At 45.1% G+C, this 23065-nt stretch carries 25 protein-coding genes; 24 read left to right on the top strand and 1 reads right to left on the bottom strand.

Annotation, left to right across the window (positions count from 1 at the left end; genetic code table 11):
• Positions 1–742 precede the first annotated feature (742 nt).
• From L1286_RS03175 to L1286_RS03090, 19 genes are all read left to right on the top strand, one after another.
• On the top strand, positions 743–1642 hold the full coding sequence (locus tag L1286_RS03175) for a baseplate assembly protein (protein ID WP_235405470.1): 900 nt from the start codon (positions 743–745) through the stop codon (positions 1640–1642).
• Positions 1635–2939 carry a phage tail protein I gene (locus tag L1286_RS03170; RefSeq protein ID WP_235405469.1) on the top strand — a complete coding sequence of 435 codons (1305 nt, stop codon included), beginning with the start codon at positions 1635–1637 and terminating at the stop codon, positions 2937–2939. The genes L1286_RS03175 and L1286_RS03170 overlap by 8 nt, the downstream gene beginning before the upstream one ends.
• A complete protein-coding gene (locus tag L1286_RS03165; RefSeq protein ID WP_235405468.1) occupies positions 2939–3508 on the top strand; it encodes a phage tail-collar fiber domain-containing protein in 570 nt (189 codons plus the stop codon). The genes L1286_RS03170 and L1286_RS03165 overlap by 1 nt, the downstream gene beginning before the upstream one ends.
• 14 nt (positions 3509–3522) lie before the next feature.
• Entirely contained in the window at positions 3523–4332 is an 810-nt protein-coding gene (locus tag L1286_RS03160; RefSeq protein ID WP_235405467.1) for a hypothetical protein, read from the top strand.
• A gap of 3 nt (positions 4333–4335) precedes the next feature.
• On the top strand, positions 4336–4563 hold the full coding sequence (locus L1286_RS03155) for a phage tail assembly chaperone (protein WP_235405466.1): 228 nt from the start codon (positions 4336–4338) through the stop codon (positions 4561–4563).
• 58 nt (positions 4564–4621) lie between these two features.
• Positions 4622–5413 (top strand): hypothetical protein, encoded by a 792-nt coding sequence (locus L1286_RS03150; RefSeq protein ID WP_235405465.1) that lies wholly within the window; start codon positions 4622–4624, stop codon positions 5411–5413.
• Between the two features lie 27 nt (positions 5414–5440).
• Positions 5441–5722 (top strand): hypothetical protein, encoded by a 282-nt coding sequence (locus L1286_RS03145; RefSeq protein ID WP_235405464.1) that lies wholly within the window; start codon positions 5441–5443, stop codon positions 5720–5722.
• 89 nt (positions 5723–5811) lie between these two features.
• Positions 5812–6384, top strand: coding sequence for a hypothetical protein (locus tag L1286_RS03140; RefSeq protein ID WP_235405463.1), 573 nt, complete (start codon positions 5812–5814; stop codon positions 6382–6384).
• An 8-nt stretch (positions 6385–6392) separates the two neighbouring features.
• A complete protein-coding gene (locus tag L1286_RS03135; protein WP_235405462.1) occupies positions 6393–7208 on the top strand; it encodes a phage baseplate assembly protein V in 816 nt (271 codons plus the stop codon).
• A gap of 3 nt (positions 7209–7211) precedes the next feature.
• Complete coding sequence (locus L1286_RS03130; protein WP_235405461.1) at positions 7212–7511, top strand: PAAR domain-containing protein; 300 nt, start codon at positions 7212–7214, stop codon at positions 7509–7511.
• Positions 7512–7514: 3 nt separating this feature from the next.
• On the top strand, positions 7515–7850 hold the full coding sequence (locus L1286_RS03125) for a GPW/gp25 family protein (protein WP_235405460.1): 336 nt from the start codon (positions 7515–7517) through the stop codon (positions 7848–7850).
• A gap of 164 nt (positions 7851–8014) precedes the next feature.
• Positions 8015–9178, top strand: coding sequence for a phage tail sheath subtilisin-like domain-containing protein (locus L1286_RS03120; RefSeq protein ID WP_235405459.1), 1164 nt, complete (start codon positions 8015–8017; stop codon positions 9176–9178).
• Positions 9178–9693 carry a phage major tail tube protein gene (locus L1286_RS03115; RefSeq protein WP_081227770.1) on the top strand — a complete coding sequence of 172 codons (516 nt, stop codon included), beginning with the start codon at positions 9178–9180 and terminating at the stop codon, positions 9691–9693. Before L1286_RS03120 ends, L1286_RS03115 begins: the two co-directional genes overlap by 1 nt.
• A gap of 3 nt (positions 9694–9696) precedes the next feature.
• On the top strand, positions 9697–9954 hold the full coding sequence (locus tag L1286_RS03110) for a phage tail assembly protein (protein WP_235405458.1): 258 nt from the start codon (positions 9697–9699) through the stop codon (positions 9952–9954).
• A gap of 5 nt (positions 9955–9959) precedes the next feature.
• Positions 9960–10085: a hypothetical protein gene (locus L1286_RS24085; protein WP_268831934.1), complete on the top strand. Its 126-nt coding sequence runs from the start codon at positions 9960–9962 to the stop codon at positions 10083–10085.
• 146 nt (positions 10086–10231) lie between these two features.
• A complete protein-coding gene (locus L1286_RS03105) occupies positions 10232–13804 on the top strand; it encodes a phage tail protein (protein WP_235405457.1) in 3573 nt (1190 codons plus the stop codon).
• 35 nt (positions 13805–13839) lie between these two features.
• A complete protein-coding gene (locus L1286_RS03100; protein WP_063371549.1) occupies positions 13840–14292 on the top strand; it encodes a phage tail protein in 453 nt (150 codons plus the stop codon).
• Positions 14292–14504 (top strand): tail protein X, encoded by a 213-nt coding sequence (locus L1286_RS03095; protein WP_235405456.1) that lies wholly within the window; start codon positions 14292–14294, stop codon positions 14502–14504. The genes L1286_RS03100 and L1286_RS03095 overlap by 1 nt, the downstream gene beginning before the upstream one ends.
• A gap of 6 nt (positions 14505–14510) precedes the next feature.
• Complete coding sequence (locus L1286_RS03090) at positions 14511–15521, top strand: phage late control D family protein (protein ID WP_235405455.1); 1011 nt, start codon at positions 14511–14513, stop codon at positions 15519–15521.
• Between the two features lie 164 nt (positions 15522–15685).
• On the opposite strand, the gene L1286_RS03085 is transcribed toward L1286_RS03090, so the two are convergent.
• Entirely contained in the window at positions 15686–16576 is an 891-nt protein-coding gene (locus L1286_RS03085; protein WP_235405454.1) for a DMT family transporter, read from the bottom strand.
• A 184-nt stretch (positions 16577–16760) separates the two neighbouring features.
• Between L1286_RS03085 and L1286_RS03080 the strand changes: the two genes are divergently transcribed.
• The 5 genes from L1286_RS03080 to L1286_RS03060 all read left to right on the top strand — a co-directional run bounded on the left by L1286_RS03080 (position 16761) and on the right by L1286_RS03060 (position 22946).
• The gene (locus L1286_RS03080; protein WP_235405453.1) at positions 16761–16952 is read left to right on the top strand and encodes a hypothetical protein; all 192 of its coding nucleotides are present in this window, start codon (positions 16761–16763) and stop codon (positions 16950–16952) included.
• Positions 16953–17239: 287 nt separating this feature from the next.
• Positions 17240–18187, top strand: coding sequence for a homoserine O-succinyltransferase (locus L1286_RS03075; protein ID WP_235405452.1), 948 nt, complete (start codon positions 17240–17242; stop codon positions 18185–18187).
• A gap of 58 nt (positions 18188–18245) precedes the next feature.
• The gene (locus L1286_RS03070) at positions 18246–19268 is read left to right on the top strand and encodes a homocysteine S-methyltransferase family protein (protein WP_442961664.1); all 1023 of its coding nucleotides are present in this window, start codon (positions 18246–18248) and stop codon (positions 19266–19268) included.
• A gap of 11 nt (positions 19269–19279) precedes the next feature.
• The gene (gene metH, locus L1286_RS03065; protein WP_235405450.1) at positions 19280–21907 is read left to right on the top strand and encodes a methionine synthase; all 2628 of its coding nucleotides are present in this window, start codon (positions 19280–19282) and stop codon (positions 21905–21907) included.
• 325 nt (positions 21908–22232) lie between these two features.
• Positions 22233–22946, top strand: coding sequence for an ABC transporter ATP-binding protein (locus L1286_RS03060; protein WP_235405449.1), 714 nt, complete (start codon positions 22233–22235; stop codon positions 22944–22946).
• Positions 22947–23065: the final 119 nt, after the last annotated feature.

The following is a 23065-nucleotide window of genomic DNA, read 5'->3' as shown; positions in this document are numbered from 1 at the left end:
GTAAGATACACCTAAGCTTGAGACAAGCCCAACAGACAATCTAAATGAATTTTAAAGCCACTTAGTTTATTGAAAGATAAGCGATTGTGGCTTTTTTATTTGGGGTACTTACAACTGGATTGAGGCGGTCAGGAATGACCTGTTTTAATCGCTAAAAATCAGTAAGATACACCTAAGCTTGAGACAAGCCCAACAGACAATCTAAATGAATTTTAAAGCCACTTAGTTTATTGAAAGATAAGCGGTTGTGGCTTTTTTCGTTGGGGTGCTTACAGCTGGATTGAGGCGGTCAGGAATGACCTGTTTTAATCACTAAAAATCAGTAAGATACACCTAAACTTGAGACAAGCCCAACAGACAATCTAAATGAATTTTAAAGCCACCTAGTTTATAGCAATATAAGCGATTGTGGCTTTTTTCGTTGGGGTGCTTACAACTGGATTGAAGCGGTCAGGAATGACCTGTTTAAATCCCTAAAAATCAGTAAGATACACCTAAGCTTGAGACAAGTCCAACACACAATCTAAATGAATTAAAAAGCCACCTAGTTTATAGCAATATAAGCGATTGTGGCTTTTTTACTTGGGGTGCTTAAAACTGGATTGAGGCGGTCAGGATTGACCTGTTTTAATCGCTAAAAATCAGTAAGATACACCTAAGCTTGAAAAAGCTTACACAGTTATCCCGTGAATCAAAACCCACATCAATCTAGGTGTGGGTTTTTTATTTAAGGAAATATTTTATGAGTGGTTTTACTAAATTGGACCTGTCGAAAGTTCCCGTTCCAGATTTGATTAAATCGCTCGATTTTGAACTTTTATATGAGCAGTTAAAGACCCAATTTCTACTTGATAACCCACAGTATGAAACGGCGCTTTCATTGGAAAGTGATCCGATTGTATTGCTTTTACAAACCCTGGCTTATCAACAACTATTGCAATCTCAAAGTCTCAATGATGCGATTCAGGGCAACATGCTGGCCTCAGCGAAGGGCAATGATTTAGATGCCGTTGCTGCGAGGTACAACATAGCGCGAAAAGTGCAACCGCAGGAATCAGACAATGCCTTTAGACAGCGTATTCAGCTAGCATTTAATGGTTTGAATACCGCAGGAAGCAGTGAATCATATATTTATCATACAATGTCTTGCGATGCTGACATTAAGGATGTATCGGTGCAGAGCCCTGAGCCATGTGATATCGAATTGACGGTTTTGAGTCATGCAGACAATGGTCGTCCGAGCGATGCGCTAATAGAAACGGTTCAACAGTATTTTGCGGCTCAAGGAAGAGCGCAACCCAAGGTGGACGAACACGCCTCTAAAGTTAGGCCACTAGGAGATAGAGTGACGGTTCATAAAGCGGCAATTAAGCCCTTTTCAGTTCAAGCTGAGTTGTCGGTTCTCTACGGTCCTTCTGGTGAAGCATTAGTGCATACTGCAAAACAAGCGGTCATCACGTATTGTCAATCTAGGCAATTCCTCGGCAAAAAAGTAACGCGTGCGGGGATCTATGCAGCGCTTCATCAATCTGGGGTTGAAGATGTGATGCTGTTAAGCCCGGTTGAAGATATTGTGACGTCTGCTACAGAAGCGCCTTATTGTTCGTCGGTTTCCGTGACCATGGAAAATGTCTATGAGTAAGTTACTGCCTCCAAACGCGACAACATTAACTAAAGCGTTGGGTGAGATGATTGCGCCAAGTAATTCGGTCCGCCGGTTATTGTGCGCATTACTTAAACTGAATACGCGTAGCGACGCTCAATTAGTCTGGCTGGCAAAGTTATGCAAAGTACAGCCGAGCGATGTACTTGCTGATCCTGCCTGTTTAAAGCAATGCCAAACAACACAATTAATCGCACTGATTGATGTGCCTGAGTTTTGCAGCATTAATCAGTTAGATGAAATAGCGGCGCAAATTCCAATTGAGCAGTGGAGCACCGCGGCGTCCGAAAGTGAAAAAAGGACTTTGGTGAAGTCAGCCTGTGTTCGAAATGATGCAAGGTTACTCATCTCAAGCCTTTGGAATCCGTTTCTTTGCCCTACAGAGTTGTTACCTTGGCTCGCTTGGTCCGTATCTGTTGATGAATGGGATGAAGCGTGGAGTGAATCACTCAAAAGGCAAGTTATTGCAGATGCCTTTGCTGTTCATCAAGTTAAGGGCACCCCCTATGCACTGCAAAAGGCACTCGATAGTCTCAATATTAAAACAGAAATTAGAGAATGGTGGCAGGGCGATAATCCAGAGGAATTAGCCCGAGGCACGGTTCAGGTCTGGGCATTGATAAACAGTAATTTGGATGAGCATCAGCAAGGAATGCTGACCCCCCAAATGCTAAAACGTGTGCGTCGTATTGTCGAATCAGTCAAACGTGGTGCTATTCATATTGACGTGCAATTGGGGCTGGCATTTTCAGAAAGTACTGGAGTGACAGGCGTGGCCTCAACCGCGATTTTACAACGTGCGGACGCACCAATTGGAGAGGGGGTTAAACCCCCAAGTATGGTGCAATCTCACGCACTTATCGGTGCAAAAAGCACATGTCAATCAGGGCACTTTGCAATTGCGGGAAAAGGGGTCGTACCTCCACATTCACAAGGTGCAAATGCGCTTTCCGGCGTAACGGGGTTAGGCCAATCTGCCCACATCGCCATTGAAGGTAGAGGGGTTGTGCCGCCCCAATCACGGGGCCCTAAGTCGATTACGGGCGCAACAAATACGCATCAGTCTTCCTATGTAGCTATGTGTGCAACAGGGGTTAAGCCGGCTGAAGTGCTTGGAACATATGGCGCTTTTGGTGGGATGACTAATCACCTTTTTGCAAATATGCGTGTTTTCAGTGACGGGGTCCTGCCAAGTGGCGGTACTGGGAATGAGTATTTAGTAAGCGCTACTCGGCAAATCATTTTTCAACATTTTAACTTACAAGGAGCTGCCTAATGTCTGCATTAACGCTGCAGTTTACCCAAGTTGGCTTAGATGCTTTATTGGCTGCCAAAGCCAATGGTAAAAAAGCACAAATAAGCCATATGGCATTTGGTGACGCAAGCTATACACCAACTCAAACCCAAACTAGCTTGCAAAATCTTAAGGAACTTCAGCCTATTCGTGACGATAACTACGAGACGGATGAAAATCATCAAGTAACGGTTGTGGCTTTGTTCGATAAACAGATATCAGTCCCCGAATATGCGATTCGAGAAGTGGGTGTGTTTATTCAAATAGATGAACCTGTAGGCAGCAATGACAACCTGATCTTGTTGGGAGTGTATTCTGAGCCTAACCGAACGCTTGGCTACAGAACACCTGATGTCAAGATTTTACAAAGTGTGACTTTGAGCCTTGCTCAACTGCCTTCTGATAGCGTTGAAATAAAGCCAGGTATCGACAACTTTAATGTGTTGCTAGACAACGAACTGGCTGATTTGACTTTGGTGCAATTAGACACCATGCACCGTCAATTAAATCAAGAGCTTAGAATACTAGCATTGGAAAATGCACAATCCTAAATTAGAGAGAATCCATGTCAAACGAACATACAACAATTACAGAACAATTGGCAGCTGTGGTGACGCGTTCTAATGCGCTATGCAACACCGTTCAAGGTCAAATTGATAATATTAACTCAACACTTAACACTAAATCTGCAGAAGTAGATACTAAAGTCACACAAGCAAAAAGTGACTTGAATACGCATTTTACAAACCTAAAAAATGGCATTGTGGAGACAATCAATGGTGTTGATGTCTACAAGGAAGGACTAACAAAGCGCTTTTCCTTCAAATCAAGCTTGAACTCTGGAGGATATACTGCAGCGTCGGATGGTCCTGACTCTAGTTACCGCACCTGTGCCAATCCACAGCCTCCTTATTACGTCAATTTAGTCGAATTTGATGCCCAAAATATTGGAGATCACTTTGGTTCGGATGGAGACACTTTTAACTGTGACTTTGTCATGTCACATAGAGGTATGGCTTCGTATGTTGACCACATCGTCATCAATGGTACGTCTTCACATGATTGCGTTTCTGCACAAATTGAAGTGAAGAAAATCATGCACGAAACAGCCATTTCAATATATATCTCAGAACCTGGTGAAGAGCCTCGTGAAATACCGATTACTTCTGCGGATGTAGGAAAAACCCTAACTGTGTTCTTTAGACAGATCAACAAGGGCTATGGTAAAGGCCGTGCGCGAGTGACTCTGAAGGTAGACACGCGTCCTCATTGTGGCTCAGGTCGCGCATTCATGGCTAAATGTGAATACAGCTCAGTAAACGGTCGACCTTGTGCTGACAGAATTTCTCAAACTGCGCCAACTTGGGAGCAATAATCTATGGAAAATAATGTGGTAACTGAGCCTCATGGTGAAGACATATCTTGGGTGACGGTGAGATCACAGCGTGATAATTTGCTGGCTGAATCAGACTTACTGGTATTGAGGGCGCTTGAAACTTCTCAAATGGTCCCGACGGCTCTTGTTGAATATCGCCAAGCATTACGTGATTTACCAAATAGCTTTGCCAGCCCTGAAGAAGTGACTTGGCCCCAGCTAGCTGAGTAAAGATAAACATGATACGGCTTTGATATTCTCATAGAGCCGTTAAAGAGTAGGATTTATTATGTCTGACGAAACGATGAGCATAACTGAACGACTCACGCATGTTGCTGCTCGAGCAAACGCGATGAGTGAAACAGTTAATGCACATTTGGGTGTGCTTAACTCTGCTATTCAGTCTGCTGAAACAAAATTCGATAACTACATGAATGGTGCCCGAGCTGAACTTTCTCACATTTTGATGAGTAAAAATCAGCGAATGGAACCCAATGATAACGGAACCGCAATCAAAGAGTTCACCACCATTGGTTTAGAAAGATTTGAAGTTATCAAAGAGGCCACTATTTATGCGGCGGCAGCGAATGATACGGATCACACTGGCAATGGCATTGCACGAGATTTTCGCAGCAATGTTTACAACGGCTATGTTAATGGCGCTTTTCATATTTTGAGAATTAAATGGAAGCGAAATAACGCCAATCATCCCGCGAGACTTGATAACAACTGGAACACTCGTTATCAGCAGGGAGCAATGACTTCTGGATGCTATTTTAAGTTGCTATCAGGGACGGTTGATGGCGCCATGCAGCCTGTTAAAAGTTTTAACAATGGCTGGCAGTTACTGGGTTATCGCCAAAAAGCGGACAATACTGCCAAGTCTTTTTATGCGCCGCATACGAAGCTTGCGTTGTCTACCTCACTGTTAGAAGAAGGTGAAGCATTGATTTGTTTATTCGGTACAGTCAGCGGTTATGTGGATTTTGAGACTGCGGGGTGGGGTGTTTATCCTGAATTCTCGAGACCTGCTGACGTATCCTCTGCGATCTCGCAGTTGCGTGCAGAATTGACGCCCTAAACAGATGATGTGACAAGGAGTAAATCTATGCAAATAAAACATAATGACACCCTGATTGCATCTATCGGAGATGTTTTAAGTGTTGCGCAGGTAGCACAATTTCTGACCGCAAATGAAATTGATCTTCCCATCAATGAATTGACCTTTGAATACTCTCAAGGTGAAGCATTGGAAGCGCGTCGAACGGCTTACATTGTAGAGTCTGACCCGTTATTTATGGAATGGCAATATGATCAAACCGAATCAAGTAAACAAGCTTGGTTAGATAAGGTGGCAGAAATAAAAGCGCGCTTTCCATTTCCTGGGTAACCTGTTTGGGCATTTCGTCCTTCTCGACTCACCGATTTCCCACGAGTCACAACCATCACAAGTTTTAACTTTAAAGAGTAATTAACCTCATGCAAAGATGTACCTTAATTAATAAGGTGCTTGAATGCTTATCATCTGGACTTCAAGGGGTGGCACAAGTGGGGCTGTTAAAAGCCACACAACCCTACCCAGATCTGACGCAGCAAGCCCAACTGACAGTCAAGCTGCTAGGCGAACGTCAAGCCAGTGAACTGCAGGCAAAAGGCGCCGACAAAGGCGTGACGTATGGACCGTCGTATAACAAAAACCTCAGTCCAAATTCACTCGATAGAAGAGTGTTACAGCTGCAGCTAGAAATTGAGTTGGAAGATGCCGATAACGCACAGCTGTTGCAAAGACTTGATCAATTGATAAGTCAGTGTGAGGCACTTGTGATGGTGGACGAAATGCCCACCTATTGGCAGCACTTTATCGCTGAAAAAAGTGACTTTACATTCAGTCATCAGGTGAGCACAACACTTGCTAAAGCTCAGTTGGATTGGGCATTTTATTATCAAGTTGAGTATCCAGACGACCCGCCAGGTCCTCAAGTTAAAGAGGTATACCTGGGTCCTAAAGGGGGCGAATACAAGCTAATTAGTAAGACTATCGCACCGGCCTAGGAGGAAACATGTTAGTTAATCGACAGCAGTCTGAACTGGCTGCCTCTGATTTACAGCATCGCTTTGCCAAGCTTATCTCCGTGGGCACGGTGGAAGAGGTGGACTACGAATTAGCTAGGGTGACAGTGAGAATAGGGGAGTGGCTGACAGCGAAACTGCCATGGCTCACGAGTCAGGCAGCCCAAGATATGACGTGGCAGGCACCAGAAGTGGGCGAGCAAGTCATGGTGCTATCGCCATGTGGTGATACTGCGCAAGGTGTTGTACTTGGAAGTTTATATGCCAATGGGCATCAACAGCCTCATCATAAGATGAACCATGTTACTGATGCGACAAGTGCGGGCGGAAGCTTAGTCCAAGCGTTACAAGCTGTGGCTCCTGAATCTAGAGAGCATGTTCAACGTACCTGCTATCAAGATGGTGCCATCATCCAATATGACCGTGAAAATCATGCTTATGATATTTTTGTGCCGCAATCTGATCCGCAAGCGAAGATCAATATTTATTGCGGTGGGGATATCAATGTTGAGTGTCATAACGACACCAATATTAAAGTGGGAAATGATGCGAATGTTGAGGTGGTAAACAATGCCACAGTCAACATCGGTGGTGCGGCGCAAGTCGACGTGACGGGGACCGCTGATGTTACCGTGGGCGACAATGTGTCAGTAAACGGCAGTGCCAACATTGATATTGTTGCCGCAGGCGCTCTGAATCTTAAAGGCGATTCGGTCGCAGTTACGGCGACTGGCAGTAACGTCGATGTTCGAGCGTCAGCAACGCTCAAGCTAAATGGCGCGAATATTAGTGCGCAAGAGGGGTGAGTTATGCCTGCAATTTCAGTCGATGGCGCGATTACAGATGTTCACGCAGGGTTTGCGCCAGGCACGATTTCCGCTTCTGGGCCTAAGTTTACTGTGGGTGGTGTGCCCGTGTTACGGGTGGGTGACAGTGTCAGTGAGCATGTTTATATACCAGACCCTAAGGTGAAGCATTCAGGGATGGTTGTTGCGGCTGGTGCATCCACATTTACCATTGGGGGTAAAGCGGTTGCAAGACTTGGTGACCCTACCAATTGTGGCGCTAAAATCGCTATAGGGGTAGGGAGTTTTACCGTCGGAGGATAAATAATGATTGGCATGAATGCCGAAACAGGCAAACCTTTGGGTGGCGTTGATCACCTGAAACAAAGCATTCGCGATATTGTCACAACACCGCTTGGCAGTCGTGTCATGCGACGTGACTATGGTTGCGGCCTATTTGAACTATTAGATAGTCCATTTTCTCACACTTTGGTGGGTGACATTACGATGTCGATAGCCAATGCACTAGACAAGTGGGAACCACGCTTTCGCCTTGAGGGCGTTTCTGTACACCCAGCAGGTGAAGGCAAGTTAGATATTACGATTGAGGGACTCTACCTCATTAATAATGAGCCGGTCACCATTGAGGGGATCAAGCTCTAAAGTATCACAGTTGACTTTTTGTTCAACTATTTCACAAATCCTTATTTCTGCTCTGATAAAGCAGACATAAATTCATCTTAAGCCATGTCAACGCACTTGAAAAATCAGGATGCGTTGCATGGCTTTTTTATTAGCTAATTGACATACCTTTAAAGGAGATATCTATGTCGCAATTTCTACACGGTGTAGAAGTCATCGAGGCGCAATCTGGCACGCGCCCTATTAAAACAGTAAAAAGCTCAGTAATCGGTCTGATTGGTACTGCTCCGGCAGCAGATGCTGATAAATTTCCACTTAACACACCGGTTTTAATTGCTGGTAAACGCGCTGAAGCTGCGTTGTTGGGAACTGAGGGTACACTACCTGCTGCAATTGACGGTATTTTTGACCAAGCGGGCGCAGTAGTCGTTGTTGTTCGTGTTGATGGTGCAGATGAAAATGCAGTTATGACAAACATCCAAGGCGGCGTTGCTGCTGATGGTGGCTACGAAGGTGCACACGCATTCTTGGGCGCAGAGTCTGTATTAGGTGTTACGCCGCGTATCCTAGTGGCTCCTGGCTATACTCATCAACGTCCTTCAGGTGCTGCAAACCCAGTTGTTGCAGAGCTAGTAGGTATTGCTGAGCGTTTACGTGCAGTTATCATTGCTGATGGTCCAAATACGAACGATGCAGATGCTATCACTTATCGTGGTGATTGTTCATCACGCCGTATCTTCGTTGTTGACCCGCACGTCAAAGTATTCAAAGAGGGTGTACTTGTTAACGAACCTGCATCTGCTCGTGTTGCGGGTATGATTGCTAAGTCTGATAACGACCGTGGTTTCTGGTGGAGCCCAAGTAACACTGCGATGAATGGCATTGTAGGTACTGCTCGTCCAGTTGACTTCCAGCTTGGCGATAAAAATGCACGTGCTAATTTACTAAACGAAAAAGAAGTTTCAACAATCATTCGCCAAAATGGCTTTAAGTTATGGGGTAACCGTACGTGTTCTACGGATCCTAAGTGGGCGTTCCTTTCTGTTGTTCGTACAGCTGACATGATTAATGACTCTCTACTTCGTGCACACATGTGGGCCGTTGACCGCAATATCACGTCAACGTACATCAAAGACGTCACTGAAAGTGTTCAAGCTTATCTTGATAGCCTAAAAGCACAAGGTGCAATTTTAGGTGGTCAAATTTGGGCTGATGAAGACCTAAATACACCTGAAAACATTCAAGCGGGTAAAGTGTACTTCAGCTTTGATTTCACGCCACCAACACCTGCTGAGCACATCACGTTCAAGAGCATTCTAACTAACAACTACCTAGAGGAAATCGTATAATGGCAATGTCTCCAAAAATCCTAAAGAAATCAAAGCTGTTTGTAGATGGTAAGGGTTACCTTGGCGTTGCAGACGAAATTTCACTACCAAAAGTGACCGTGAAAACACGTGAAGTAACTTCAGGTTTCCAAGCACCAATCGAGTTAGATGTTGGTCAACTAGAGAAGCTAGAAGGTTCAATCACGTTACTTGAGTACAATGCAGATGTACTGAAGCTGCTAGGTGACTGGGGCGGTACGGGTAGAACGATTAACCTAACTGCACGTGGCGCTATCCAAAAACAAGGTGCGGCACCTGAGCCTGTTGTTGTTACTTTACATGGCTTCTTTAAAGAAGTTGACATGGGTAGCTGGAAAGACGGCGAAGAAGCGAAAATGACGCTGCAGTATGCTGTTCAAAAATACAAGCTAGAAGTTAACAACGAAGTTATCTACAACATCGACCTATACAACGATATCCGTGAAATCGCGGGTGTTGATCATATGGCGAACCTACGCAAGACAATCGGAGCTTAATCTATGACTGAAATCATTAAACTGACTTTCCCTATTACGGTCGATGGGCATGAGTATGCAGAACTAAATATGAGACGACCTAAAGTGCGCGATCGGTTAATGGTTGATAAAGCGGATATCAGCGAATCAGAAAGCGAAATCCGTTACTTCTCACATTTGTGTGAAGTGTCTCCCGATATCATCGAAGAACTAGATTGGAGCGACTTCGTTAAGTTGCGTGAGGCGCTCCAGGCTTTTCTCGTATCCCGCCCAAGCGTCTAAAAGCAATGGTGATTGCCCTGGCTAAGTACACAGGGTGGGGCTTGCAAGAACTCAATGCGCTGACCGAAGACGAACTCATCGAGTGGTTCGAGGCAGCGATTGATTACAAAGAAGCAACAGAGGCGGGGTAACCCGCCTTTTTTTCACCAGCGCAAGTTTGATAGCTCAAGGACTTAAGCGCAGTTTTAGGGTCTTGAGCTATCAACCTTGGCGCGCTGCAACCTGTTGCAGTGCGCAATCAATAAATTCCCGCTTATTTCTCTTCCTAGGTATTATTATGAAACATCAAGAATCGTCTGATAAAGGCCGTTCAAAGAACAAAGTAAAGTACCGCCTACCTAAGCAGGATCAGGTTGATCCAAATGTTCAATTAGGCAGTATGCTGGCTAATTTAGTCAAAGCGCAAAAGCCTTTAGATACGAATGCATTGCAGGCTGTAATTTCGCAATTGGCGAATGTTAATGTAAACCAGCTACTTGGCAATACAAGTCAAGTAATTTCAAAACACTTAACGCAGTTTTCAACTGCACAGGCGAAGTCTAATCAGGCAGTAACGCAAAGCGCCCAGATGTTAGCCGCGGCGCAAACCGAGCAAGAATCAGACACGTTAAAAGCGCAAGTAGACGCCAAAATTGGTGATGGTACTGGCCTAAGTGGCGCAATCAAGGCATTGGCACAGCAAGTTTCTGCCTTGGATTTCCAGCAATTGCAATCAGCAGCCAGTAGTGACCTCGCTGAATTACAAGTCGCTATTCCTAAACTATTCGATAACTTACCAATTAATGCGCTGAGTGAGTCGCTGGCCACAGCCACAGCTCAAGTGAACAGTGCTGATGCGCAAAGTACATTGGCTTTGCAGCTGGACAGTATTCAACAAGCCGCTCCTGTGCTGGTGGATGCGCTAGGAATGACGCAGTTTAATGCGTACCTAGATAGCGCGACCAAAAGTTTGTCACAAAGCAGTGACAACATCGCACTGGGTCAAGATTTAAATGCATTTGTTCAAGGCGCCCCTAAAGTGCTTGATGCACTGGGAATGCATGAAGCGAGTGCAATTGTTGAGCAAACACTGCCTGCTATCTCCTCTGTAAATGTTAAAGAGGTACTGGAAGGGGATTTGACAAGCTTAGTCAGCGCGGCACCGAAAATTTTGAATGCATTTGATTTATCTGATGCGGCAAAAACATTAGAAGGTGCACTGCCCGTTGTAGAGGCGCTCAATGTAAAAGAGCTCTTAAATGGTGACTTATCAAGTTTAGTTGATGCCGCACCTGACGTGTTGAATGCACTGGATATGTCCAGCGCAGCACAAACGCTTGAAAATGCATTACCAGCACTTCAACAAGTAGATATTTCTGCGGTCATGGCTGGGGATTTAAGTAGTCTTCAGCAGGCTGCCCCTGAATTACTCAAAGCAGTTGATCTCGCTGCGGTTCAGCAAACTTTAGCACAGCATATCCCTGCTCTTTCGCAATTGGATCTAGCCGGGGTAATTGATGGGGATTTAAGTCAGGTCGTTGACATCGCGCCTGAGCTACTTAAATCTGCGGGCTTTGAGCAAGTATCAACGACGTTGAGTGCCGCCTTACCGGCATTAAAGCAGTTGGATTTAAAGGGTATAGCAAGTGGCGATGTGTCGAGCTTAATGACTGCCGCGCCAGATTTACTGGCCTCAGTGGGGTTGAATGAAGCATCCGAAACGCTCGGTGCCGCTTTGCCAGCACTTCAGCAGCTAGACTTAAAAGGCATCGCAAGTGGCGATGTATCGAGCTTGATGACCGCCGCGCCAGATTTACTGGCCTCAGTCGGATTAAATGAAGCGTCTGAAACATTAGGTGCTGCCTTACCGGCACTGCAACAATTAGACTTGAAAGGTATCGCTAACGGTGACGTTTCCAGCTTATTGTCTGCGGCACCTGGTTTATTAAAGGCTGCGGGGTTAGGTGAAGCATCAGAAACGCTAGGTGCAGCTTTACCAGCTCTACAGCAGTTAGATCTCAAAGGCATTGCCAGTGGGGATGTATCAAGTTTGATGTCAGCAGCGCCTGGTTTGCTTAAAGCGGCAGGGTTGGATGAAGTGGGTGCAACACTTGATGCTGCTTTACCTGCCCTACAAAAACTGGATGCTAAAGCAATTTTAGAAGGTGATCTCAGCTCCTTAATGCAGCAAGCGCCGGCATTGCTTAACGCGTTCGGTTTGCAAGATGCGGCGAGTCTATTTTCAAAGCACTCCGCACTGATTGAAAAGCTCGACTTTAAAGGTATTTTAAATGGAGATTTGTCTTCATTAACCGGGGCTGTGCCTGATTTATTGGCCGAGTTTGGCTTAGGTGACTTAGGTTTAGAATCACTGTTTGACGGCGATGATGAACAAGAAGAAAAACCTAAGAAGTCTAAGAAAAAATCTAAAAAGAGTCGTAAAAAATCCAATAAACGAAACAAATCAAATAAAGGCGCGAAGCGCGCCCAAAATGACGAGGATGATACGCGCCAGCGAAAGGCTGAAAAATTAAATCAATCATCTAAATCTAAACAACCAAAGCGCAAAAAGTCTGCGAAGCCTGCGTTTAAAGTGCTCGATGGCGGTAAGGCTAAACCAGCTGGCCAACAAGTTGCCAGTCGTAAAGCAGACAAGCCTGCAAAACAACCTAAAGCGAAAAAACCTACTTCATACAAAGCGCCCAAGGCGGCAAATGATTCGGTATTTTCTAAGTTGGGTAAGTTTGTGGGTAAAAAAGGAGGCGTACTGTCAAGCTTGGCCAAAGGGCCTGCAAAGTATTTAGGCAAGTTAAATGCCCCTTTGACTGTTGCAATGGGGGCCATGGATGCCTACTCCGCGTTAAGTGATGACTCCTTAAGCAAACAAGAAAAATCCAGCCGTGTTGGCGGTGCCGTCGGCGGAATGGGCGGCGCGTTAGCAGGCGCTGCAGCGGGGGCCGCGATTGGCTCTGTTGTGCCAGTTATAGGTACTGCGCTTGGCGGGATTGTGGGCGGTGCGATTGGCGCATTTGGAGGAGAATCAGCAGGGAGTTGGCTAGGTGATACGCTAGGCGGTTGGTTCTTTGATGACGAATCAAAAGAAGATAGCTCGCAAACGGTGAGTGAGTCTAGTACGTCGAGTGTCTCAGCTTTGGCTGATGGGCAAGCTGACACGCAATTTGCGCAAGAGGCAACCACCAATACGCAGGCAGGATCACCCCTACAGTTTGTTAAAGACAATGTCATTAATGAAGCAAACATGGTGCTTGGCACGATGGCTGCGGTAGATGCTGCGTCTGGCAAACCTGCGGGCAAGTCAGCGCAATTGTCTAAACAAACGCAATTGTTGGGACATGCTTTAAATGGCCACACCATTTATCAAGCTGCGGCCAATGATGACCTGTCTACTCAAGAAAAAGCACGTACTATCGGTGGCACGTTAACAGGTGCGTTAAGTGCAGAAGGCGTAGAGCACTTAGTCGGGAAAATTCCTAAGTATGGCAAGTTCCTAGGGCCTATTGCTGGTTATTTAACAAATGCGGCGATGTCCCAAGTCGGCGGCAATTTCTTCGCGAGCTTATTTGGCGACGATGAAGCCGAAAAGTCGACTCAGCAAGGAGCGGCAAAAGCTTTACCTGTGAGCAAGCCTGAATCTTTAGCGCAACAAAGCAGTGTGCAACCCCAAGTTACCAGCGAGGTGCAATCTAAGGCGTTTGCAGGCAGTGTCACGGTGAATGCCAATATTACGGTGAATGCTAACGGCGATGAGAAAGCGCAGGATATTGCTGTCCAAGTTAAGCAAATACTGGAACAGCAACAACAACAAGCTGTGCGAGATTATCGTGCGCGGTATTACAACGAAGTAGCTTAAGGGGTTCCCCTTAAGCTTTTTAAAGAGGGCTTTCAATGGCAAAGATAAATCATGCCAACTACATGATGCAGCTAGGTAAATACAAGTTTTCTGTGAGCACAGCTGCCTATCAAAAAATCCAGTTTAATACACAGTACCGCTGGAAAACGCTCGATACGCAAACTGATCAAGCGACACCTGTACAGCAATTTGTTGGGGTGGGGAAGCAGGAGCTTGAAATCGAAGGGACTATCTTTCCTCAGTTGGTAAAAGATGGCTTGAAGCAACTGGATAAAATGCGTGCTGAAGCTGCAAAAGGTGAGCCGTTAACACTGACATATGTAGAAGAGAGCGGTAAATCTAGTCCCAGTGTCGGGCGCGTATTAGATAAGTGGGTGATCACTGATATCAATGAAACTCGCACCCTATTTTTAAATGATGGCATTCCTCGAGAAATCCAATTTACGATGAAACTTTCCCGTTATGACGGAAACGAAGGAGCTAAGTAATGAGCGGTGTAACGTATGTCACACGGGATGGAGACTGCTTGGATTTAATTTGTTTCCGTCACTATGGCCGTAGTTCGGGGATGGTGGAGCGTGTTCTTGAGTTCAATTATGGGCTTGCCGAGCTAGGTCCTATCTATCCAGAAAACATAGAAATTTTTCTACCCGATTTACCAAAACCGAAAGTACGTAAAGAGATCAATATTTGGGAGTAAATGGTCATGGAATTACAGGCGCATTACTCGGTAAAAGCGAACGGCAATGAGGTTGGGGCACAGCTTCGAGATCGCATTGCTGAAGTACGAGTGACCCTTCGTACGGGGCTGTTAAGCGACACGTGTTATGTAAAGTTTGACAACTTAGGAAACTTGCCAATCACTGCGCCACAAGGTGCTGAAGATCTTGAAATTGGCATGGGCTACAAACAGGGCACTGACGACAGCAGTGCGCCGATTGTTGAAATGGGTAAGTACAGCGTTGGTGAATATCAGCTGATTGGCCCTGTTAGGGCACTTGAACTGCATGGTAATAAAGTTCTTTGGGATCAGGATTTAAAAACACTGAAGTTCAAATCTTGGCCCAGTTCAGATGAAGCACCCTTGATGTTGGCTGATGTGATTTCAGAAATCGCAGGCCAATATGGTTTGTCTCCATGTATTGCAGATAGTTATCAATCGATTCAGTTACCGCATATTGAGCAAAACGAAAGCGACATGCAGCTACTTTCAAAGTTAGCAGAGCAATATGATGCGTTTATGAAAATCGTCAATGACAAATTGATTTTCATGAATAAAGGGACTGGCCGTTCATTATCCGGGCAAGCTTTGCCTGAGGTGGCACTGGGGCCAAAATGGCTGACAAATTGGGTGCTCAATGCTCAGCACTATAAGTCTGTAGGCGAAGTCAAAGCAAAGTTCTATGACTTTGATATTGCTGAGCTAAAGACAGTGAGTGCTGGATCTAACGCCCCGACCCATGTACTACCATACGTATACTCAAACGAAGCAAACGCACAGGCCGCTGCGAACAGCAAATTAAATCAATTAAAACGAAGTCACAAGTCAGTACAACTTCACACCTTTGGAAAACCGGACATAGTTGCTGGCGGTGTGGTTGAAATTGAAGACGTCGCTGACGAAATTAACGGTCGTTGGTACGTCAATGAAGTTGAACACGTGATCAATGGCCAAGGGTATTACTCTTATGTGTGCTGTGAAGCTTTGGCCGAATAAACGCTTAATGCGTTCTTTATAAATGAATAATTTCATATCGCATCGCTATTCTTGCGATGCTTATCCTTCCACACCTCCTACCTCCAAGGTCATCCAGTTAGCCTGCTCACGTGCATTGCTCTATGCATAGGCTAACTGCGATGGCCTCTTTCCTAAACTTATTCCTACCCACTCAATAGTAAAACTATCCCGCCAAACGCCAATACGCCACCCAATATCATGTTATGTGTTATATGCTCTTTGCGTATGAGGCTCATGGTTATCACCATCAGTGGTGCAGCAGAAAATATGGTTTGTGCGATCGCAGGATCGGTGTTGTTTACAGCAATTAGTTGCAACCATAAGCCGATGAATGTGCCAAAAAACACTGCAGCAAATAACCACTTTTTACTATCTATCCCCTGAAGTGTGATCGCGCGTTGTAACGAGCTGTGTTTAAATGCGGCAACGATAATCGCCACCGCGAGTGTACCAGACACTAAACGTATGGTTGCAGCCCACAAGCTACTGACGTGTTGATCATTTAATGCCCCTTTGGATAACACCATACCTGCTGCTTGGCAGGTTGCGGCAATAAGCGCGAAAACAACCCCTTTGTGGTACGTATTTCGATCTACTGTCGGAAGCGCTCGATTAGGCTTGACCGCAATAATCACACCCAAGGTAGTAAGTAGTATGCCTAACCATGCACTAAGGGATAAAAAGACGCCCAATAAGGCGATGTTGAGCAGTCCTGCAATCGCAGGGGCGAGTGACTCTATTACCAACGTGCGTGCAGGGCCAATATTACGAAGTGCACCAAAGTAAGCACTGTCCCCAATGGCGATGCCCACAATGCCACTGGCTATCAACCATCCCCAACTGAATTGAGTTGTGGGTAGCTGACTATCCCACGTTAAAAGTAATACTGCGGCCATCAGCACAGATGCAATGACGCCTTTGGCGACATTTAATTCCAGTGGATTTAAGTGGTGACTAAAGCGCTTGTATAGCAGCGTTGAAAACGCCCATACTGCCGCTGCTGTGAATGCTGCTAACTCTCCAATGCCCATCATATTCTTATTGTTCTTGCTTAATTGCTCGTACTGTAATCTTTTCGCTTAGGGATGCAACAATTAACCGTATTAAATTAAACTTTCAGTTTTTATTGAAAGTTTAAAAGGTTTGCTGCTACACTTTGTTTGTAGATATAGTCGTCAGCTTAACGTGTGGTCGCTTTGCCACCCATTGGAGAACAATATGGTACTCGATGCAATTCAAGTAAACTTAATTCTGTTCAGCTTTAGTATGTTTGTGTCTTGTTTGATTATGGCATTTTCGGAATCAAGACAAGCAGGCGCAGATCGCCTAAAAGTGAGTATAGAATATGGCATCTTTTCTTCAGCGGGCCTTATCCTTGCGGCTGTTTTAGCATTCGGTTATATCAGTTAGTCCTCTACTTGCATAAACTCAGGGTGCGACTCACAGCGCACCCTTTATCGCATGATTGTTACACGTCATGCTCTTCGTTTTTTATACTTGATACACGCTCCTTTCCTTTACGGCCCCCGATGAATTCATCCAAGTGCATTATATTCAGCACACATACTTATTCCATGGATCTGATTATTACTTCATTTGGACGTCTGTACATCTAGAAGTTGAATTTTTTGGGCTTTCGTTCATAATGGCAAGCAAGATAGTTTTCGCGAATTTATGCTTCATTGGGGAAGAGTCTCATGCCAATCACCGTAAAAGACGAATTGCCTGCCATTGCAAGGCTGCGACATGAAAATGTATTTGTAATGCCCAAAAGTCGAGCTTTGTCTCAAGAAATCCGTCCTATGCGGTTAGCTATACTGAATTTAATGCCCAATAAGGTAGAGACCGAAGTGCAGTTTATTCGTTTGCTGGCAAATACGCCGCTGCAAGTGCATGTGGATTTGTTACGATTAGACACGCACCGTAGCTCTGATAACTCTGAGCAGCATTTGAACATGTTCTATCGCTACTTCTCTGAAGTAAAAGCGCAGAATTATGATGCTTTGATAGTGACGGGTGCCCCCTTAGCACACCTCGAATACAGTGAGGTTATCTATTGGCAAGAATTACAAGAGTTTTTTGATTGGGCGGAGCACCATGTCACCTCAACGTTGTTTTCTTGCTGGGCTGCGCATGCAGGTCTCTTTCACCACCATGGTTTAAAAAGAGCGCTCAAAGAAAAAAAATTGTGTGGTGTATTCAAACATCAAGTGTATTTTGACCACGGGGCGCTTACGCGCGGTTTTGATGATGAGTTTTTAGTACCGCATTCCCGTTATGGGCATATCGATATTGAGCAGATCAATAACTGCAAGGATTTAGTTGTCTTAGCTGGCTCGCAAAAGGTTGGAGCCTACCTAATGAAAAATAAAACTGGGAGTCAAGTGTATATTACAGGACACCCAGAGTACGATGCAGATACACTTCAAAAAGAATACCAACGAGACTTACTCAACGACGTGCATGCATCTAAACCTGAGAACTATTTCCCCAATGATGATCAGGGTGTCAAGCCTTCAAAAACCTGGCAGAGTCACGCCTTTTTATTATTCTCAAATTGGTTAAACTACTATGTGTACCAAACAACCCCCTACGATATTAATCTCGTTAGCCAAGACGTAAGGACTAACAATTATGCCGAATAACAGCGTGCCATTTGAGCCAGTTGATGGCCAAGCAGTATCTGATGCCCTGAAAAAAACCATGCAAGAACGCATTGTTATTTTAGATGGCGCAATGGGTACTATGATCCAAAAACACAAATTTGAAGAAGAAGATTATCGCGGTGAGCGCTTCAAGGATTGGCATGTGCTGATAAAGGGCAATAATGATTTATTGAGTTTGACGCAGCCCGAAGTGATTCGACAGATCCACAGAGAGTACCTAGAGGCAGGGGCGGACATTATTGAAACCAATACCTTCAACTCGACGACAATTTCTATGGAAGATTACGACATGGCGAGTTTAAGCCGTGAGATAAATTTTGAGTCGGCGAAGTTAGCGCGCGAAGTATGTGATGAGTTTACCGCAAAAGACCCGGGTAAACCGCGCTATGTGGGTGGTGTGTTAGGTCCAACGTCAAAAACGTGTTCAATCTCTCCTGATGTAAACGATCCTGGTTATCGTAATGTTACGTTTGATGCGCTGGTGGAGGCATATATTGAATCGACCCTTGCCTTGATAGAGGGTGGTGCACACTTAATTCTTATCGAAACTATTTTCGATACACTCAATGCTAAAGCAGCTGCCTACGGGGTAGAAGAAGCGTTTGAACAAGCGGGTGTTCGATTACCAGTGATGATCTCAGGTACCATTACCGATGCCTCAGGCCGTACACTGTCGGGTCAAACAACAGAAGCTTTTTATAACTCTATTCGTCATATCAAACCCATTTCAATTGGCCTTAATTGTGCTTTAGGCCCAGATCTCTTACGTCCTTATGTTGAAGAATTATCGCGTGTATGTGAAACCTATACTTCGGTGCACCCGAATGCGGGTTTACCCAATGAATTTGGTGAATATGATCTAGAAGCCGATGAAATGAGCGTAGAGATAGTTGATTGGGGTCAGGAAGGCTTTATTAACATCGTAGGTGGGTGTTGTGGAACCACACCAGAACATATCAAAGCCTTTGCTGACAAGCTAGCACGTGTTCAGCCTCGTCCACTGCCCGAGCTCGACGTTCGTATGCGCTTATCAGGTTTAGAAGCCTGTAACCTGAATTAGGAAGTATCACTATGACGCAATCTACAGCCATTTTTACCAATGTCGGTGAGAGAACCAATGTTACCGGTTCGGCGCGCTTTAAGCGCTTAATTTTAGAAGAAGACTACGAAACCGCTCTGGAAGTTGCGAGAGAGCAAGTCGAAGGGGGCGCACAGGTCATTGATATCAATATGGATGAAGCCATGTTGGATTCAAAAATGGCCATGGTGAAATTCCTGAACTTAATCGCCTCTGAACCAGAGATTTCTAAAGTCCCAATCATGGTCGACTCATCAAAATGGGATGTCATCGTCGCGGGTCTGAAGTGTATTCAGGGTAAAGCCATTGTTAACTCAATCTCTTTAAAAGAGGGGCGAGAACCTTTTGTAAAGCAAGCAAAAGTCTTAAAGCGCTTCGGCGCCGCGGTCGTGGTAATGGCGTTTGACGAAGTTGGTCAAGCTGAAACCGCGGACCGTAAGTTTGAAATTTGTCAGCGCTCTTACAAAATATTGGTAGATGAACTGGGCTTCCCACCAGAAGATATCATTTTTGACCCGAATATCTTTGCTGTTGCAACAGGTATTGAAGAGCATGATAACTACGCTGTTGAATTTATTGAAGGGACACGTCGGATTAAACAGAATCTGCCACATTGTAAGGTGTCTGGCGGTGTATCTAATGTATCATTCTCATTTCGTGGCAATAATCCTGTGCGAGAAGCGATTCACTCGGTGTTTTTATATCATGCGATAAAAGCAGGTATGGACATGGGGATTGTAAATGCCAGCCAGTTAGCTGTATACGACGATATTCCGCTTGAATTGAGAAATGCCGTTGAAGACGTGGTCCTTAACACTGACCCTGGGGCGGGTGAGCGTTTGGTAGATATTGCCCCCAAATACTCAGGTATGGCACAAGCTGAGAAGAAAGAAGATCTCGCGTGGCGCACTTGGCCAGTAGCTAAGAGACTAGAGCATGCTTTGGTTAAAGGCATCACTGAATACATAGAAGAAGATACCGAAGAGTGCCGTGTAAGCTTTGATAAACCCATTCAGGTTATCGAAGGGCCTTTGATGGATGGTATGAATGTTGTTGGTGATTTATTTGGAGCCGGTAAGATGTTTTTACCTCAAGTTGTTAAGTCGGCTCGAGTGATGAAGCGTGCGGTTGCTTATCTGGACCCGTTTATTGAAGCCGAGAAAGAAGAAGGCGCCAGTAATGGTAAAATTATCATGGCAACGGTAAAAGGTGATGTACATGATATCGGCAAAAATATTGTGGGTGTTGTACTGCAATGTAACAACTACGAAGTCATTGATCTCGGGGTAATGGTGCCCGCAGAAAAAATATTACAAACTGCCATTGAGGAAAGTGCCGATGCAATTGGACTGTCTGGTCTTATCACCCCATCGCTTGACGAAATGGTGCATGTGGCAAAAGAAATGACGCGTCGTGGCTTTGAAATACCGTTACTAATTGGTGGTGCAACAACATCTAAAGCGCATACTGCGGTTAAGATTGAACCTCAATACGACAAGGGCGTTATTTATGTGAATAATGCGAGCCGCGCAGTAGGCGTGGTGTCTAGTCTACTCAGTGCCACACAAAAACCGGCATTTTTAGAGAAAACCGCCAACGAATATGTCAAAGTACGTGAGCAACAAGCGCGTAAGAAGCCGCGTTCAAAGCCTGTTACTTTGGCCCGTGCACGTGATAATGCGGTGAAACTTGATTGGGATAATTACACACCACCCAAGCCGAAGAAACTTGGGATCACTGAGTTTAAGGATGTGAGCATTCAGACTTTACGCAAGTATATCGACTGGACGCCGTACTTTATGACGTGGTCGCTGGCGGGTAAGTATCCGCGTATTCTTGAGGACGAAATTGTCGGAGAAGAGGCTAAAAAGTTGTTTGCAGACGCGAATGCGATGCTAGACGACCTAGAGCGCAGCGGCAAGTTACAACCTCTTGGTGTCATCGGGTTGTTTCCTGCTAATCGTGTGGAAGACGACATTGAAATCTATAAAGATGAGTCTCGCTCCGACGTATTGTTACGCTCTTGTCAGCTTCGCCAACAAACCGAAAAGACTGATTTTCCAAATTACTGCTTAGCTGACTATATCGCGCCAAAAGGGGTTGATGACTACTTTGGCGCTTTTGCAGTGACGGGGGGGCTTGAAGAAGATGCCCTCGCGGATGCGTTTGATGCGCAGCAAGACGATTATAATAAGATCATGGTCAAAGCGGTTGCGGATAGATTAGCAGAGGCGTTTGCGGAGTATCTGCATGAACAAGTGCGCAAAGCGTACTGGGGTTTTGCCGCTGATGAACACCTCACAAATGAGGAGTTGATCCGAGAAAACTATCAAGGCATTCGCCCCGCACCTGGCTATCCAGCGTGCCCAGAGCATACTGAGAAGCGCAAAATTTGGGCGCTCTTAGATGTTGAGAATCGCATCGGTATGAAGCTGACAAGCTCCTACGCTATGTGGCCTGGGGCTGCCGTTTCTGGTTGGTATTTTTCTCACCCTGACTCGAAGTACTTTGCTGTTGCTGCTATTCAAAAGGATCAGGTCGAAGACTATGCTAAGCGCAGTAATATGCCGTTGGAAGAAGCTGAGCGCTGGTTGTCACCTAATTTAGGGTATGACGCGTAGTACACAGACAGCAGCTGATATACGCAGTACAACACCTATACTGTACTGCGCACTCACCTCCTTGAAAGGCTATTTTTGATGTTGGTTGACGGGTGTTTGAACGTCAACCTGCAACAGTATGCCTGACTTGCAAAACGCAAGTTCATGCCACGTATATCAAGCAGCTCAATGGGGGTTAAAACCATAACATCATATTCTACCGCGGATTTTGTTGGGGCTTTTTAAAAAAGTGGCGACTGTTTTAAGTTGAGTCGTCGAGATTAGTTGTGTAAAGATGATATTGTGTTAGTAAAAGTTTGAATAATTCAGTTAGGGATATGTGCCTATGCTTAGTATGTCTGAAGTGGTTAAGAGTTACACAACAGATACGATACACACGCAAGCCCTTCAGCCATTTAACTTAGACATACAGCAAGGTGATTTTATTTCTGTTGTTGGTCCTTCCGGGGCCGGAAAAACAACTTTTTTAAATATCATCGGGTTGTTGGAAGTCCCTTGTTACGGGCGTTACTTATTGGACGGAGAGTCAGTTTTAGCTTTCAGTGATAAGCAAAAAGCTCGACTGAGAAATACTAAAATTGGTTATATATTTCAAAGTTTTAATTTAATTCCTGAACTAAATATCTATGACAATGTTGAAGTTCCTCTGAGATATAGAAAGCTCTCTGCCAAGCTGCGCAAACACCGCGTTCTCTGCGCTTTAGAAGCGGTAGGGCTGGCTAGTCGAGCAGATCACAAACCACATCAATTATCAGGTGGGCAGCAACAACGAGCGGCAATCGCTCGCGCGATTGTTGGTAACCCCTCTATACTGTTGGCTGATGAGCCTACAGGCAATTTAGATTCTACTAAGTCCGAAGAAATTATGTCGATATTGATGGCGTTAAATCGCCAAGGTATGACGTTGCTAATGGTCACACATGACCCCACTTTAGCGATGCGAGCACAGCGCACCATTGAAATAAGAGACGGGATCTTAAAAGAACGCAGTGTGAAGCACTATGCTGCTCGCTGGCGCACAGAAAGCGGCTTAAGCTAACAAATGGGAAGTGCTTGCGCCTAAACGTGTTGGCCACAGTACATACAATGACCCTACTCAATTTCGGGATTGGCTATTTTCAAAGATGTCATCAGGTGCTCTGATAAATGGGGTGAGCA

The sequence above is a fragment of the Pseudoalteromonas sp. SMS1 genome (assembly GCF_021530565.1).
Classification (GTDB): domain Bacteria; phylum Pseudomonadota; class Gammaproteobacteria; order Enterobacterales; family Alteromonadaceae; genus Pseudoalteromonas.
Note: the sequence above shows the minus strand (reverse complement) of the source record. Positions and strands in the feature narration are given on the sequence as shown.

Bases quoted from the DNA above. Each gene is read 5' to 3' on its own strand.
- L1286_RS03175 (WP_235405470.1), top strand. From the start codon at position 743: ATGAGTGGTTTTACTAAATTGGACCTGTCGAAAGTTCCCGTTCCAGAT.
- L1286_RS03170 (WP_235405469.1), top strand. From the start codon at position 1,635: ATGAGTAAGTTACTGCCTCCAAACGCGACAACATTAACTAAAGCGTTG.
- L1286_RS03165 (WP_235405468.1), top strand. From the start codon at position 2,939: ATGTCTGCATTAACGCTGCAGTTTACCCAAGTTGGCTTAGATGCTTTA.
- L1286_RS03160 (WP_235405467.1), top strand. From the start codon at position 3,523: ATGTCAAACGAACATACAACAATTACAGAACAATTGGCAGCTGTGGTG.
- L1286_RS03155 (WP_235405466.1), top strand. From the start codon at position 4,336: ATGGAAAATAATGTGGTAACTGAGCCTCATGGTGAAGACATATCTTGG.
- L1286_RS03150 (WP_235405465.1), top strand. From the start codon at position 4,622: ATGTCTGACGAAACGATGAGCATAACTGAACGACTCACGCATGTTGCT.
- L1286_RS03145 (WP_235405464.1), top strand. From the start codon at position 5,441: ATGCAAATAAAACATAATGACACCCTGATTGCATCTATCGGAGATGTT.
- L1286_RS03140 (WP_235405463.1), top strand. From the start codon at position 5,812: ATGCAAAGATGTACCTTAATTAATAAGGTGCTTGAATGCTTATCATCT.
- L1286_RS03135 (WP_235405462.1), top strand. From the start codon at position 6,393: ATGTTAGTTAATCGACAGCAGTCTGAACTGGCTGCCTCTGATTTACAG.
- L1286_RS03130 (WP_235405461.1), top strand. From the start codon at position 7,212: ATGCCTGCAATTTCAGTCGATGGCGCGATTACAGATGTTCACGCAGGG.
- L1286_RS03125 (WP_235405460.1), top strand. From the start codon at position 7,515: ATGATTGGCATGAATGCCGAAACAGGCAAACCTTTGGGTGGCGTTGAT.
- L1286_RS03120 (WP_235405459.1), top strand. From the start codon at position 8,015: ATGTCGCAATTTCTACACGGTGTAGAAGTCATCGAGGCGCAATCTGGC.
- L1286_RS03115 (WP_081227770.1), top strand. From the start codon at position 9,178: ATGGCAATGTCTCCAAAAATCCTAAAGAAATCAAAGCTGTTTGTAGAT.
- L1286_RS03110 (WP_235405458.1), top strand. From the start codon at position 9,697: ATGACTGAAATCATTAAACTGACTTTCCCTATTACGGTCGATGGGCAT.
- L1286_RS24085 (WP_268831934.1), top strand. From the start codon at position 9,960: ATGGTGATTGCCCTGGCTAAGTACACAGGGTGGGGCTTGCAAGAACTC.
- L1286_RS03105 (WP_235405457.1), top strand. From the start codon at position 10,232: ATGAAACATCAAGAATCGTCTGATAAAGGCCGTTCAAAGAACAAAGTA.
- L1286_RS03100 (WP_063371549.1), top strand. From the start codon at position 13,840: ATGGCAAAGATAAATCATGCCAACTACATGATGCAGCTAGGTAAATAC.
- L1286_RS03095 (WP_235405456.1), top strand. From the start codon at position 14,292: ATGAGCGGTGTAACGTATGTCACACGGGATGGAGACTGCTTGGATTTA.
- L1286_RS03090 (WP_235405455.1), top strand. From the start codon at position 14,511: ATGGAATTACAGGCGCATTACTCGGTAAAAGCGAACGGCAATGAGGTT.
- L1286_RS03085 (WP_235405454.1), bottom strand. From the start codon at position 16,576: ATGATGGGCATTGGAGAGTTAGCAGCATTCACAGCAGCGGCAGTATGG.
- L1286_RS03080 (WP_235405453.1), top strand. From the start codon at position 16,761: ATGGTACTCGATGCAATTCAAGTAAACTTAATTCTGTTCAGCTTTAGT.
- L1286_RS03075 (WP_235405452.1), top strand. From the start codon at position 17,240: ATGCCAATCACCGTAAAAGACGAATTGCCTGCCATTGCAAGGCTGCGA.
- L1286_RS03070 (WP_442961664.1), top strand. From the start codon at position 18,246: ATGCAAGAACGCATTGTTATTTTAGATGGCGCAATGGGTACTATGATC.
- metH (WP_235405450.1), top strand. From the start codon at position 19,280: ATGACGCAATCTACAGCCATTTTTACCAATGTCGGTGAGAGAACCAAT.
- L1286_RS03060 (WP_235405449.1), top strand. From the start codon at position 22,233: ATGCTTAGTATGTCTGAAGTGGTTAAGAGTTACACAACAGATACGATA.